This is a genomic window from Leptospira wolbachii serovar Codice str. CDC, assembly GCF_000332515.2.
Lineage (GTDB): Bacteria > Spirochaetota > Leptospiria > Leptospirales > Leptospiraceae > Leptospira_A > Leptospira_A wolbachii.
The window spans coordinates 1,461,321-1,475,518 of record NZ_AOGZ02000014.1 but is presented as its reverse complement, the minus strand read 5'-3'; the positions used below and the strand labels follow the sequence as shown (position 1 = coordinate 1,475,518).

The following is a 14,198-nucleotide window of genomic DNA, read 5'->3' as shown; positions in this document are numbered from 1 at the left end:
CAAGATTCTGGAGATAAAAGCGAAAGGTCTTAGAAATTTTGTTAGAACAAAGACTCTATTCCTCTTTCTACCAAATAAGCTAAAAACGAGATAAAAAGACAGAGAGGAGAAAAGAGGATAGTATCCCAATATGCGAATTCCTTATTTTTGATACGTTTGGTGAAACCAACATAGTGAAAATCTCCAATGGCACGAATCCCAAAGATAACAATAGTAAACCAACATCCAATTTGATAAACTATGGAATCAAATAACAACGGTATAAAACCTGTGAATGAAAAGTAAAATCCTGCTAGAAGAGTGAGTGCGAGTCCAACCAAAAAACTTTCGATCTTTTTTGGATAAAATAGAAAACTTCCATCTTTTTTTCGTGGCAGTGCAGATTCGAATCCCCAAAGAATATTGAGGGACCAAAGAAAATGTAAAACGGCGAGAATGAAAAAAATAACGACCAAGGCCAATGTGTAAAGAAGATGCATAGAGGAAATCTTTCGAAATGGGAAGATGATTGAATACTCATTATTTAAAATGATTCGTTTGTCATTGTTAGCTTAGGATTTCTATTCTCTGGACTTTTTTGATTTTTCCTCCGTTTTATTCCATTGACAAAATATGTCTCTTTGGATTTGTTTAGATTCTATTCCGGGAGGAATGAGGTGAAACTCCTCAACTGACGGCGCAACCGTAAATTCTTATCCAATTCAGGTAAGAAAAGTCGGATCTTCCCACAGATGAATCGCCCGTAAACGATCATCCGTACCGAAAATTTTTTCAGGGCCCCGGACTATTGCTACCGGGATACCCACACCTTCTAAAAAAAAGATGTTGCGTCCCGACTAACGGAGATTTAGTCATGGATTATCAATCAGAAGTATTACTAAAAGAAAACAAGGATCGTTTTGTGATCCTTCCCATTAAATATCCTAAAATCTGGGAAATGTATAAGAAACAACAAGCATCCTTTTGGACTGCTGAAGAAATTGATTTGAGTAGCGATTTAGACGATTGGAACTCACTCAATGACAAAGAACGATTTTTTTTAAGTAATATTTTAGCATTTTTTGCTGCGAGTGATGGGATTGTAAATGAAAACCTAGCAGTCAACTTTATGAGAGAAGTTCAATTGCCTGAAGTTAGGTGCTTTTATGGATTCCAAATTATGATGGAAAACATTCACTCGGAAACTTATTCTCTTTTGATTGATACCTACATCAAAGATCCAAAAGAAAAAAATCGCTTATTTCATTCCATAGAAACCATCCCCGCCGTTCAAAAAAAATCAGAATGGGCATTACGTTGGATCGGTGAAGGAAATTTTGCGGAACGACTCCTTGCCTTCGCTGCTGTGGAAGGAATATTTTTTAGCGGAAGTTTTTGTGCCATTTTTTGGATGAAAAAAAGAGGGCTCCTTCCTGGTCTTAGTTTTTCCAATGAACTCATCAGTCGCGATGAAGCTTTACATTGCGAATTTGCCTGTATCCTTTTTAAAATGATACAAGACAAACCAAGTGCCGAACGTGTGTATGAAATTTTTACCGATGCAGTAAATATCGAGAAAGAGTTTATCACCGAATCTTTGTCAGTGGACCTCATTGGTATGAATGCAAAACTGATGCAACAATACATTGAATTTGTCGCTGACCGTTGGCTCATTGAACTTGGCTTTGAGAAACTCTATTATTCCTCCAATCCATTTGATTTTATGGAAATGATTTCCTTACAAGGGAAAACAAACTTCTTTGAAAAACGAGTGGGTGACTACCAGAAGGCTGGTGTTCTCAATTCGGAACAAGGTTTCACATTTTCGCTTAATGAAGATTTTTAAATTCTAAAAGGTAATTATATGTTTGTACTCAAAAGAAATGGAAAACAAGAATCGGTTAAGTTTGATAAGGTGACTGCTCGGATTGAAAAATTATCCTATGGCCTTAGTCGATTGGTGAGTCCCATCGATGTAGCTAAAAAAGTAATCGAAGGGATTTTTGACGGGGTGAGCACCTCTGAATTAGACAATTTAGCCTCAGAAATTTCTGCTTCACTTACCACCAAACACCCAGACTACGCACTTCTTGCTAGTCGTATTGCTGTGAGTAATCTGCATAAAAACACAACAAAATCCTTTTCGGAAACAATGGAACGTTTGTATTCTTATCAAGATCCGAAAACAGGAAAATGGATGCCCCTCATTGCAGAAGATGTTTGGGCAGTGGTGCAAAAACATTCTGAACTTTTGGATAGTTCCATTATTTATGATAGGGATTTCGGATTTGATTATTTTGGATTTAGAACTTTAGAAAAATCCTATTTATTGAAGCTTGATGGAAAGATTGTAGAACGGCCACAACACATGTATATGCGAGTGGCGATAGGAATCCATAAAGATCGAATTGAAGAAGTCATCAAAACATACAATTTAATGAGCGAACGTTGGTTTACTCATGCAACTCCTACACTTTTTAATGCAGGCACTCCGAAACCACAAATGAGTAGCTGTTTTCTTTTGACCATGAAAGACGATAGCATTGATGGAATTTACGATACATTGAAACAAACAGCCAAAATTTCGCAGAGTGCTGGTGGGATTGGACTTTCCATTCATAATATTCGTGCCACAGGTTCTTATATTGGCGGTACTAATGGAACCAGTAATGGAATCATTCCCATGTTACGAGTGTTTAATGATACAGCGCGTTATGTGGACCAAGGTGGTGGGAAACGAAAAGGTGCCTTTGCCATTTATTTAGAACCTTGGCATGCCGATATATTTCCTTTTTTGGAATTAAAGAAAAACCATGGAAAAGAAGAGATGCGTGCCCGTGATTTATTCTATGCTCTTTGGATCTCCGACCTATTTATGAAACGTGTGGAAGAGGGGGGAGATTGGAGCCTGTTTTGCCCCCATGAAGCTCCAGGTCTCTCTGATGTGTATGGTGATGATTTTGTTCAATTGTATGAAAGGTATGAAATAGAAGGTCGCGCTCGCACTAAAGTCAAAGCCCAGGACCTATGGTTTGCCATTGTAGAATCACAAATCGAAACTGGGACTCCGTATTTGTTATACAAAGATGCTGCCAATTCTAAAAGTAATCAGAAAAACTTAGGAACCATCAAAAGTAGTAACCTTTGCACTGAAATTTTAGAGTTTACTAGTCCCGACGAAGTAGCGGTTTGCAATTTAGCATCAGTCGCCTTACTGAAGTTTGTTTCCGACGGGAAGTTTTTGTTTGAAACATTGTATGAGATTGTCTATCAGATGACTGTGAATCTAAACCGCATCATCGATGAAAATTATTATCCAGTGCCTGAAGCTAAAAATTCTAATTTAAAACACCGTCCCATCGGCATTGGTGTGCAAGGTCTTGCGGATGTTTTTATTCTATTACGAATGCCTTATGAAAGTGATGCTGCAAAAAAACTCAACATCGAGATTTTTGAAACCATCTATTTTGCTGCAATGACCGCAAGTAAAGATATAGCAAAAGTGGAAGGATCTTATCCAAGTTATTCGGGATCTCCTCTCTCGAAGGGAATATTTCAATTTGATTTATGGAATGTAAATCCAACAGGACGTTGGGATTTTGAAAGCCTTCGTAAAGAAGTGATCCAATATGGCGCGAGAAATTCCCTTCTTGTGGCCCCCATGCCCACAGCTTCCACCTCACAAATTTTGGGAAACAACGAATGTTTTGAACCTTATACTTCCAATATTTATTCAAGACGAGTCTTGAGTGGAGAATTTATCATTGTCAATAAACACTTGTTACATGATTTAATTGAACTCGAACTTTGGAATTCTGAAATGAAAAATCAAATTATTGAAGCGGGTGGCAGTATCCAATCCATTCCTTCCATTCCTGATTCTATCAAAGAAATCTATAAAACAGTTTGGGAAATGAAACAAAGATCACTCATTGATATGGCAAGAGACCGTGGTGCCTTTATCTGCCAATCCCAGTCTTTAAACTTGTTTGTGGAAAATCCTACAGTTTCTAAACTTTCGTCTATGCATTTTTATGCATGGAAACAAGGTTTAAAAACAGGAATGTATTACTTACGAACGAAAGCCGCTACCCAAGCCATTCAATTCACTGTGGAAAAAGCCAAAGACAAAATTACAAAAGAGAACGAACTTGCTATGCAAGAATCAACTAACAAAGTCCAAGCGGAATCTGAATTTGTCGGCGAATCTTGTTCTATGGAAGAAGGATGCCTCGTATGTGGAAGTTAAGCGGACTCTTTATGGCATAAGAGAGATCGCCAAAAAAGAAGCCATAATCACTAAGTGGATGAGTCCATGAAGGGATGTGGTCCTTCCTGATCCAAAAGTAAAACTTCCTGCAAGAAATGTTACCATTAAAAACACAATTCCCTTGGTATCCAAACCAAGGGTGAGTGGCTTGTCAAATAACAACGAATAGAGACTCACTGCGGGAATGGTCAGCGCAATACTGGCTGCTCCCGATCCCAAAGCTAAATTTAAGCTGGTTTGTAATTCATTGATTTTTGCTGCATTCATCGCAGCCAATGTTTCTGGCGCAAGGACAAGAATCGCAATGACTATCCCCACTACTGCTTTTGGTGCACCTAATGCGGCTATGGTGCTTTCGATTGTCGGACTTAAAATTTTTGACAATCCAACAACGGCGACGAGTGAAAATAAAAGCGAGATAAAACTAGTAATGGCTCTTTTTTTGGAAGGTTTAGTTGCGGTTGTGTCGGTTGGCAGAACCTCACCTTCGGAAGCAGAAAAAAAGTTTTTATGAGACTTGGTTTGTGACCAAACAAGAGATCCGTATAAAACAAGAGAGGCAAAGGAAACAAAAATCAATTGCCCCGCACTATAAGTTCCTTTGTTTGTGGAAGTTGTGTATAATGGCAAAATTAATGTGAGAGTGGATAACACAGCAAGAACTCCTAGTAAAGCGGTTGTTCCCACCAATTGAAATCCTAATTCTTTATGTTTCAATCCACCTAACAAAATACAGATTCCAATGATACCATTGGTCACAATCATTAGAGCCGCAAACACAGTGTCTCTTGCAATTTGTGGTGAGTCTGCAGTGTCGTTACTCATAAGACTTACGATAAGTGCCACTTCAATCACCGTGACTGAAATTGCCAAAATCAATGTTCCGAGTGCAGGTCCCACTCGTTCGGCAATGACTTCTGCATTGTGAACCGCACTGGAAATTCCCACTGCTAAAAATACAACAGCGAATGCAATCAGCAGTCCTTCGCCAATGGGTGCGATCATGGCAAAGACCAATACCAAAAAGGAAGTGATCGAAAGCCAGTCATTGGATGTGAGAGTTTTTGTTTTTGTCATAGAGTTTATAAATATATAAAATAATTCCTTCCCTTCTAAGACGATCAAAAACGCTGTAAAGTTCAACCAAATCCACAGATTTGCCATCTTTGTTAAAACTCGGGGCGCCTCGATTTTTTCCTGTAAGTCTCATTTGTTCCAGGCATGACCGGGCTTTCCGTTGCAATCTCCGCTTCGCTTCGATTTCCACTGCAATCCCTGGCGCTAACGCAGTTCAAAACAAAGATTTTTTTACCAATGGTTCTAGATTTTAGGAATGACAATTTTCATATCCGCTTTACTTATGTTTGTTGATTTCTATGAAAACAAATCGTTCTCATCGATTGTATCTTCCAACAATCACAAAGTATCAGAAAGTTTTTTACTTATTCATTTGTCTTTTTTCCTTCAACGCCTGCCTGCTCAATCCCATCGTTCACAATCTCCTTTTTCCCGAAAAAAATCCTTCCTCCAAATCGTTGTTTGGTCTTTTGGCCTTACTTGCTGACTCCAATTCTACGGTCGAACTCAATCATAGTTGGGCTGGCATTCATAAAGGGGACAGTTTGCAACTCAAAGCACAGTACTATTTGTACGGTTCCAAAACAGATTCTACTTTTCAGTGGTCCAGTAGCGACAATTCTGTGGCTACAGTCGATGCCAATGGACTCGTCCAAAGTATTGGCAATGGAAAGGTTTGGATCACTGCCACAGCAGCCGATGGACGGACCAATGCTAGCTCCGATATCACGGTGTATTCGGGTTATGTTTATACCTCTATGGATTTAAATGATTTTGTTGGCTTTCTGTCTATGAACCAGACAACCGGAGTCCTATCCTCAGTTGGAGTATATGCAACTGGTGATGGACCCACAGGGATCGGAGTCGATCCAACAGGAAAGTTTTTATTTACTGCAAACTTATACGGTGGAACTTTCTCCCAATTTTTAATCAACCAGAGTACGGGTGCTCTCACTGCAAATTCTATCCCTACTTCTTCGGCGGGTGCAGCACCGAGAAATCTTGTCATCACTCCCGACGGTAGATTTTTATACCTTGCATCGGAAGGTAATATGGAGATTCGGGCTTTTGCGATCAATTCCGATGGCACTCTTACTTTTCTTTCAGCCTACCCAACTGCTGTTCCTCACAATGTGATTCAAATTTCACGCAATGGGAATTTTATCTTTTATATTAGTCCTAGCTTAACAGAAATTGTTTCCTATCGAATCAACTATAATGATGGAAGTTTAACACAAGTAGGAATTAGTCCAAGTTTTCCCAGTGGAGGCTCAGGTTTTGTTGCAACTCATCCCAATGGCAGATATTTATATGTTGCTACTAGTCCTACTGTAACGGTTTTAAGTTTTGATAAAAATACGGGACAAATGGCTTTTGTGGATTCTGTTTTTCACGGCCTGAGCATCAATGGTACAGCAATCCATCCTAGCGGAAATTTTTTCTATTTAGTCCATATCAATGAAGGTGAAATATCTTGTTATACGGTGGATTCAAAATCGGGAAAAATTTCTTTCTCCTCAAAACAGTCTGGACTAGTTGGAAACGTGCGTTATATGATAATCGATCCAAGCGGACGTTTCGCCTATGTGGCAAATAATAGCGGGGATATATATCAATTCACTATCAGCCAAACCACTGGTGAACTCACTTTATTGGGGACAGTGAATCCAGGTCATCCTCAATGGAACCTGACGTTTCTATAAATCTTAAAATCCAATGAAAAGTCTGAGATTCAATTTCTAAATTCTCATTTTAAGTTTTCGGAAGCTCCAACGCATCCATTCCAATTTTTAATTCCGAAAACCAGTTGATAAAGCGTTCCACATCGGGCCCTTGGAATACAGAGCCATGTTGTGGGCAAAGCATATCTGGCTTCAAATGGGAGATTCGTTCGCACCATGCTACTTTGGCTTGTTCAGAAGCCATCCATCGTTTATGAAACTTTTCCATATAATGAATGTGTTTGTCAAAATCTTTTACTATCAAATCTGTCTCATCTATAGGAAGTAAGGCGGCACCGATATCTCCACTGAACAATATTTTTGCTTTTGGATCCCAAAGATTTAAATTTCCAGCGCTATGTAAAAAGTGGGCGGGGATGGATCTAAGTTTAATGTTTTGGTGAATGATTTCCATTCCTTCATCGGGCATAGGAATGAAGGTCTCTGCATTCCCTCCGAAGTGAGGTAAAAAACCAGTCCAAAGCCAACTCACATAACAACGAATTGCTGGGTTGACTTCCAACCATAAAGAAATAGAAGAAACAATATCGGGATCTTGGTGGGAGGCAAAAATATTTTTAATTTGCGAAGCAGGAAATACTTCCACCAGTGCAGAAAACACTTCAGGAAAAATTTCGCTTCCCCCCGGATCTGTGAGTAGCCCCATTCCATCCGACTCAATTAAGTATTCATTGGTATCAATGAGCCAACTAGGTTTGGCAGGATCTCTTGCAATCACTGACCATTTGTGATCATTATCCGAATAGATAGTTTGAATTTTTTTCATTGTTTACCAGAGTTTAGCCAAATAACGATAAGAAGATTCGATAATATTTAATGCCCCATCAAAACTTTCAGCAACTGCTAAAAATAATTTTTGATTTTCGATGATGGATGCTGATTCAATACGAGCTTGTAAAGAAACAGTGCGCCCCTCCAAACATAACTTAGTTGAACTTTTAACTATGTTGTGTATGGCGTTAAATTCTTTTCTCAACTGTAAATCCAACATTTCTTTTTCTTCGTTGCGGTAATGTAAACTGGACTCAATATTTTTATAATGACTAGGGTCAATTTTTCTTTTATCACAAGTTTCAACTGCTATTTGTAGCAAATGATAGACCTTGGCTATTTTTTGCATTTCACTTGCCATCTTAATGACTACGGTGATTGCTCTCGTTAACTTCTCGTTTACTTCCTGAATTTTATGATTAAAATGAATGATCTCTGCTGATACAACACCGTAACTTGCTGCAAATGCTCCCGAGTTTGCGGAAAGGATTTGTGCATTGAGAGCTCGTATTTTTAAACTATAAAGTAAAATTCTAAGTTTTAAAATTTCTTCATTGGTAAAAATAATTTTTCGGAAAAAATCTTTTGTCTCTTCATCTGCCATTGGGAACCTAACAGGATTTTCAAATATCTGGAACTCAATCAGCAGATCATCTATAGGATGATTTGTCAAGAAGAGATACAATCAGCGAAATTAAGAAAAAAGGTATAGAATGGGTCTAAAAGTCTGGTAGGTGGCCCAGAGATAGTTTTCGGTTCGTTTGGGCGCCTCGAATGGGAAATAATTTTGCGATTGGATCTTCGAACCGACCAGGCTTTTCGTTCCAATCTTCGCTTTCGCTCCGATTTCCACTGCAATCCTTGGCGCAAGGATTGTTCGAAAAATACTATTTGTTAGGTGATTTTTAGATTAATAAAAGTTAGGTGGATTTGTCAGATGAATTTAGCTTTTTCCATCAATGTTTCTTTTTTCTTTCGTGACCATCCTTGCACTCGTTCGTAGTAAAACACTGTATCGATACGCTTCGCTACTTAACGACCGAAACGACTGATTATAATCAATACAATTGGGGCATTGATTAGGCCGGAGGTCATATCGAAATGCCATTCCTTAAAATCTTCTCCATTGTTTTCCCTTTCGCCAATTCATCTACTAGTTTGTCTAAATACCGAACTTGTTTTGTAATTGGATTCTGAATTTCTTCCACACGATACCCACAAATCATTCCTTTGATGAGATTTGCATTTTTATTTAATTTAGCTTTCTCAAAGAAGGTTTGAAAAGTTACTTTTTTATCGATCAATTCTTTGATCTTTTTATCATCAAAAGATGTTAACCATTCGATCACTTGGTTTAGTTCTTTTTGTGTTCGTCCCTTTTTTTCAATTTTAGTCAAATAAAGAGGATACACCGAGGCAAAAGTCATTTGCGCCATTCGTTGGTTGTGTTCTGCGGTTGGTTCCATAAATTTACATTTCCTTTGGATCTATTCAATAAAGGACTGAGTATTTATACTTCAATTAGGTCTGGTCAGCAACTCAAATATTTGTGGGAATTCCTCTACAACTATTGGAGGGATGAGAATTTATTTAAATGGCATTTCTAATATTAGTTTAGTTGTAAGGACTTTAGAAAATACTCCATTCAGGGCTGCCATAAATGCATTATGGACATTTTCTGCAGATATTTCATCTTCATCTATTTTTAGTATTTTTGTCGCACAACAATCTTTAACGACAATACATTCATATCCTAAATCGTAAGCTGCTCTAACTGTTGTATCAATGCACATGTGAGTCATCATTCCAGTGATTACAAGTTTTGAGATATGATTATCTTTTAGATAACTGTTGAGTTCTGTTTCGCGAAAGCTATTCGGATAGTGTTTTATAATTATTTTCTCATCGCTTGTAGGTAATACATTTTCCTGGAATTCAACACCGAAAGTATCAGGTAGGAAGAAAGTTGATCCTGGTCTCGTGGAAATATGTTTGATATGAATTATCGGCAATGCTTCATTTCGAAAATGTTGGAGTATTTTTTTTATTTGAATGCTTGCTGGAATGCTATCACTCAATTCCATCTTACCGTTAGGGAAATAGTCATTTTGAACATCAATAACCATCAATGCAGTTTTCATATGAATCACCTAATTCTTATCAATAATCATACCTTCAAATGAAGGCACTTTAACCATAAAGGGCGGATACTTATTTTTTTCCGAGTCCTTCTGCCAAACCGATTAAAATTCCTTCGGCTCCATGAATAAAACAAAGTCGGTACATGTCTTCGTATTGAACCATTCCACCGACAAGCGCTGCACCATTTTTGATCAGTCTAGATACCATTTCGTCAATATCTTGTACGGTGAACATCACTCGCAAATATCCGAGCGAATTTACAGGAGTAGCCCTATGATCTGAAACAATGGGCGGATTTCGCATTCTTATGATCATGAACATACTCTATTCGGATTAGGATCCCAACCGATAACCAAATGTCCCGGGATTTATTACGAAAGTTAAACGTTGTCTCCGCTGTTTCAGATTCTGAATGAAATACAGTTGTTATAAATTATTTATTTATCTTCCTGATTCCCGTCCCCGGAGGACAAAAAAATACCAGTATGTTATCGTAAGAACTTAACAGTCCAATTCATGAGATTAAATATAAGATTCTTTTGCATCTACCTTTTGTGCTTTCTTTACTGCAAACCTGCAGATTTGTGTAATCCTGCTGATCTTACAAGTAGCTGCGGAATCTTACAATTGATTACGCAAAAACCAACTCTGTCAAATTCCTCGGGTTTTCCTCACTGTTCTCCTTGTAAAATGTTCGTTACAGCAACGATCTATAATGCCAATCTAGGAGGTATTATAGGTGCAGATAACAAATGTTCCTTGGATGCCAACAAACCTTCCTCTGGTAATTATAAGGCTTTGATTGTGGATAATGTAAATCGCAGAGCGTGCAATAGCGTTAATTGTACTTCTGGTGGAATTACGGAACAAATCGACTGGGTATTGGCACCAAATACGAGCTATGTGCAAGCCTCAAGTCCATCTACTATTATTTTCATATCGGATGCCAATGGTGTATATAACAATAACTTAACGAATCTAATTTCTGTCGCAGCGGCGGCAATTTGGACAGGGATCAAAAACAATCCTTCTTGGGATTGGCAAACCGATACAACACATACCTGTTCGTCTTGGGTGGATAGTGTCTCAGCAAGCTGCGGATCCTATGGGGTAACAAGTTGGACTGATAGCCGTTCGATTGCGATCACATCAGCATTCGGAAACGGAGGTACTCTCAACAATTTACTCTGCGTGGAGCAATAGTTTCAGTTTTTTAAAGAACTTTAAGCATCTTATCGATCTCTTCGTTTTGGATGTACCAGCGAATTGATTCTCCCTTTTTAAATACGATGGAAGGTGAAATTCCGAAGATTTCCCGAAACACATTGGTAAAGTGAGCTTGGTCGTAAAAGCCTGCACTGAGGGCCGCGTCGGCAAGGGTGGCTCCTTGTTTGAGTGCGATCACCGCCGTTTTGATTCGAAACCATTTACGAAAAGCACGAATGGGAAGACCAACCACATTCTTAAATTCATGTTGTAACCAAGACTCAGACATTCCAATCTCATGGGCAAGTTCTTCGATATTTACAGTTTCTTCTGGGCTCTCGATGAGTTTACGTAAAACATGAATTAAACGATCATCGTCTTGTATTTTTTTTGCAGGTGTTAGTTGGTTGAAGGGAAAAGAACTACTTAAGATTTTGGGATATTGTTCCGGGTTTGCAGTTTGAATTTCAAAACAAGTGGCAATCAATTCTGGCGCCCAAGTGGGATTGGAGGAAAGTCTGCTAGGGCCAGCCTCCTTTGTTAGAATCTCTCCGATTTCACTTCCAGGATCGGCAAACAAAATTCCGACAGGTCCTTTGAGAATTGTTTCGTGACTCAATCTTCCATCAAAAACAAAACAACGAGAACTCATCCAATCTTGATTCCCTTGGATCCGTTTTTGGATTTCCGTATTAAGCCCTACAATCGTTGCAGAGGTAACGGTAGAATGAAACGCAAGATACGGCAATTGTCCGACGAACAACACCGCACCTCGAAGAGCACAGATTACGTTCTGCATCTGCTCATCTGAACCGAAAAACCTAACAAACACAATCGAAAAAATCAACGCGGTTCTGCGATTGCATATTTGTATTTTGCTTGTGCTGTCCTTTTGTTTTCTTCGTTAAAAAAGTCACAGACGTATTCTAAAAGTTTTCCGTTCTTTTGGACGAGTCTTGCTTTGGCGCGAACGGTTTCCGTCCTTACGGGTCGTAGGTATCGTATCGATGCATCCATCGTAAAGGTCCTTTCCTTTTGATTTTCCACGTGGAAGAAGGCCATGATAGATGTGAGCGTATCACCCACACTAAAGAAACAACCTCCGTGCATAAATCCATGAAGAGCTCTGTTACTTTGAGAGTAAGGAATGTCAGCTTCGGAAATTTCTCTGCTGAGATTCAAAACTTTCATATTCGTCGCACCCGGATGGCATTGGTCGATCAGATTTTGGGCCTGTTCCACCAAAGAACAGTTTTCCTTTAAAGTAAAAAGATCCATTGGTACGTTATGGTACAGTAATTCTAAAACAGTCATATTCCCCCCGTTTGTTTGTATGGGGAGAAGGGTAACATGTCGTTATGTATGAGTCTTGGAAAAACCTGCAAATGTCTGGGACTGTTTATGGAGATAACAAATATTCGTCTCAGATAACAGATTGAAATCACAATTCGGAGAGAAGATAAAGAAGGAACATTCGGGTGAAAATCAAACGCACAATCAATGTCAAGGGTGGTCTAAATGATATGCCATCTTTTTCCTTCCCTTCGCATCCCGCTACGGAAACAACCTATACTTCCTTACCCAATTCATTTTTCCAATCCACCAAACCCACTCCCGTTTCTTCTCCCAAAGTTTTATTTTGGAACGATGACTTAGCTTCTGAGTTTCAATTTTCGCATTGGAAAAAACAGGAGGAAGCCACTGCTCATTTTTTTTCTGGGACAAACCTTCCGGAAGGTTTCCAACCGTTTGCACAAGCCTATGCCGGCCACCAGTTTGGACACTTTGCAGTGTTAGGTGATGGTAGAACGATTGTGATGGGGGAATTCAAAAACCGAAGTGGAGAACGGTTTGATTTCCAATGGAAGGGTTCAGGAAGAACCAAGTATTCGAGAAATGGTGATGGTCGTGCCACTCTCAGCGCTATGGTGCGAGAGTATATCATGAGCGAGGCGATGGCTGGCTTACAGATTCCAACAACTCGAAGTTTGGCGGTTGTCAAATCAGGAGAGACTGTTTTACGAGAAGAACCCCAAGAAGGAGCCGTTTTGACTCGGGTGGCAAAAAGCCATATTCGAGTGGGAACATTTGAATATGCGTACCAAACTTTATCCTTGGAAGAACTGGAGGCATTATTTCAATACACTGCCAATAGGCATGCTCCAGAGGTTTTGCAAACAGACAATCCCGCACTAACATTTTTGGATTTTGTGATGAAGCGCCAAGTAACCCTTATCACCAATTGGATGCGAGTTGGATTTATCCATGGAGTGATGAATACCGACAATATGAGTATTTCCGGAGAAACCATCGACTATGGTCCCTGTGCCTTTATGAATGGATTTTCCGCAAAACGTGTGTTTAGTTCTATAGATGTCAATGGGCGTTATGCATTTTCGAATCAAGTGGGAATAGCACAATGGAACCTTGCTTGTCTAACCAATTCTCTACTTCCGCTTATTGATCCAAATCAAGAAACCGCTATTGAATTGGCAAAGGCAAAATTAAACGAATTGGAAACTTGGTTTCAAATAAGTTACTTGCGTATGTTAGGTGAAAAAATCGGAATTCCTAACTTAACTGAAAAGGAATTACCATTACTCCAAAGCCTGTACCAATGGATGCAAGACACAGAAGCCGATTTTACGAATACATTTCTTGTATTGGAGGGAGTGTATACACCAAAAGATTCAATTTATAACGATACACGTTGGAAAGATTGGGTGAAGGTTTGGATCGAGGAACAAAAGAAACAAGGGATCCGCGAAGAGGATGCCATAACTCTCATGCAAAAATCCAATCCAAGTTTGGTTCCCAGAAATCACCTCGTGGAAATCGCACTCGCGAATGCAAACCAAGGTCTTACAAGTGTTGCCGAACAACTCATCGAAAGAAGTTTGTCTCCCTACAAGCGGGAGTTAGGCTATGATTACTCAGAAGAAGCCCCCTCTGGTGGAGATGGCAATTATCGAACGTTCTGTGGTACATAACGGCGAATTGTTAGGTTATCA

14 protein-coding genes are annotated in these 14,198 nt (G+C 39.1%); 5 read left to right on the top strand and 9 right to left on the bottom strand.

Translation table 11 applies throughout. From position 1 onward, the window contains the following. Positions 1-41: 41 nt before the first annotated feature. Entirely contained in the window at positions 42-479 is a 438-nt protein-coding gene (locus tag LEP1GSC195_RS12315; RefSeq protein WP_015681246.1) for a DUF3995 domain-containing protein, read from the bottom strand. Between the two features lie 374 nt (positions 480-853). Here LEP1GSC195_RS12315 and LEP1GSC195_RS12310 point away from each other — a divergent pair, with 374 nt between their 5' ends. Next, positions 854-1,825 (top strand): ribonucleotide-diphosphate reductase subunit beta, encoded by a 972-nt coding sequence (locus LEP1GSC195_RS12310; RefSeq protein ID WP_015680751.1) that lies wholly within the window; start codon positions 854-856, stop codon positions 1,823-1,825. Between the two features lie 18 nt (positions 1,826-1,843). Then, positions 1,844-4,228: a ribonucleoside-diphosphate reductase subunit alpha gene (locus LEP1GSC195_RS12305; protein ID WP_015680760.1), complete on the top strand. Its 2,385-nt coding sequence runs from the start codon at positions 1,844-1,846 to the stop codon at positions 4,226-4,228. Positions 4,229-4,237: 9 nt separating this feature from the next. Here LEP1GSC195_RS12305 and LEP1GSC195_RS12300 read toward each other — a convergent pair whose 3' ends face one another. Continuing rightward, positions 4,238-5,326, bottom strand: a complete 1,089-nt coding sequence (locus LEP1GSC195_RS12300; RefSeq protein WP_040506695.1) for a calcium:proton antiporter — start codon at positions 5,324-5,326, stop codon at positions 4,238-4,240. Between the two features lie 299 nt (positions 5,327-5,625). Between LEP1GSC195_RS12300 and LEP1GSC195_RS12295 the strand changes: the two genes are divergently transcribed. Then, positions 5,626-7,029, top strand: coding sequence for a beta-propeller fold lactonase family protein (locus tag LEP1GSC195_RS12295; protein ID WP_015681551.1), 1,404 nt, complete (start codon positions 5,626-5,628; stop codon positions 7,027-7,029). 49 nt (positions 7,030-7,078) lie between these two features. On the opposite strand, the gene LEP1GSC195_RS12290 is transcribed toward LEP1GSC195_RS12295, so the two are convergent. From LEP1GSC195_RS12290 to LEP1GSC195_RS12270, 5 genes are all read right to left on the bottom strand, one after another. Beyond that, on the bottom strand, positions 7,079-7,834 hold the full coding sequence (locus LEP1GSC195_RS12290) for an oxygen-binding di-iron domain-containing protein (protein ID WP_015681803.1): 756 nt from the start codon (positions 7,832-7,834) through the stop codon (positions 7,079-7,081). A 3-nt stretch (positions 7,835-7,837) separates the two neighbouring features. After that, positions 7,838-8,443 carry a hypothetical protein gene (locus LEP1GSC195_RS12285; RefSeq protein ID WP_015681229.1) on the bottom strand — a complete coding sequence of 202 codons (606 nt, stop codon included), beginning with the start codon at positions 8,441-8,443 and terminating at the stop codon, positions 7,838-7,840. Between the two features lie 487 nt (positions 8,444-8,930). Next, entirely contained in the window at positions 8,931-9,305 is a 375-nt protein-coding gene (locus LEP1GSC195_RS12280; protein WP_015681747.1) for a DUF2200 domain-containing protein, read from the bottom strand. Between the two features lie 120 nt (positions 9,306-9,425). After that, positions 9,426-9,980, bottom strand: a complete 555-nt coding sequence (locus LEP1GSC195_RS12275) for a cysteine hydrolase family protein (protein ID WP_015682262.1) — start codon at positions 9,978-9,980, stop codon at positions 9,426-9,428. A 70-nt stretch (positions 9,981-10,050) separates the two neighbouring features. Next, a complete protein-coding gene (locus tag LEP1GSC195_RS12270) occupies positions 10,051-10,302 on the bottom strand; it encodes a VOC family protein (RefSeq protein WP_198012778.1) in 252 nt (83 codons plus the stop codon). Between the two features lie 369 nt (positions 10,303-10,671). Here LEP1GSC195_RS12270 and LEP1GSC195_RS12265 point away from each other — a divergent pair, with 369 nt between their 5' ends. After that, positions 10,672-11,184: a DUF1554 domain-containing protein gene (locus LEP1GSC195_RS12265; protein ID WP_232227785.1), complete on the top strand. Its 513-nt coding sequence runs from the start codon at positions 10,672-10,674 to the stop codon at positions 11,182-11,184. 10 nt (positions 11,185-11,194) lie between these two features. Here the strand turns inward: LEP1GSC195_RS12265 and LEP1GSC195_RS12260 are convergent, their stop codons facing one another. Both LEP1GSC195_RS12260 and LEP1GSC195_RS12255 read right to left on the bottom strand, forming a co-directional pair. Continuing rightward, a complete protein-coding gene (locus LEP1GSC195_RS12260; protein WP_232227784.1) occupies positions 11,195-11,986 on the bottom strand; it encodes a helix-turn-helix domain-containing protein in 792 nt (263 codons plus the stop codon). A 44-nt stretch (positions 11,987-12,030) separates the two neighbouring features. Then, positions 12,031-12,501 (bottom strand): PaaI family thioesterase, encoded by a 471-nt coding sequence (locus tag LEP1GSC195_RS12255; protein ID WP_040506693.1) that lies wholly within the window; start codon positions 12,499-12,501, stop codon positions 12,031-12,033. 209 nt (positions 12,502-12,710) lie between these two features. On the opposite strand from LEP1GSC195_RS12255, the gene LEP1GSC195_RS12250 reads away from it, so the two are divergent. Then, entirely contained in the window at positions 12,711-14,177 is a 1,467-nt protein-coding gene (locus LEP1GSC195_RS12250; protein ID WP_040507134.1) for a protein adenylyltransferase SelO, read from the top strand. Positions 14,178-14,198: the final 21 nt, after the last annotated feature.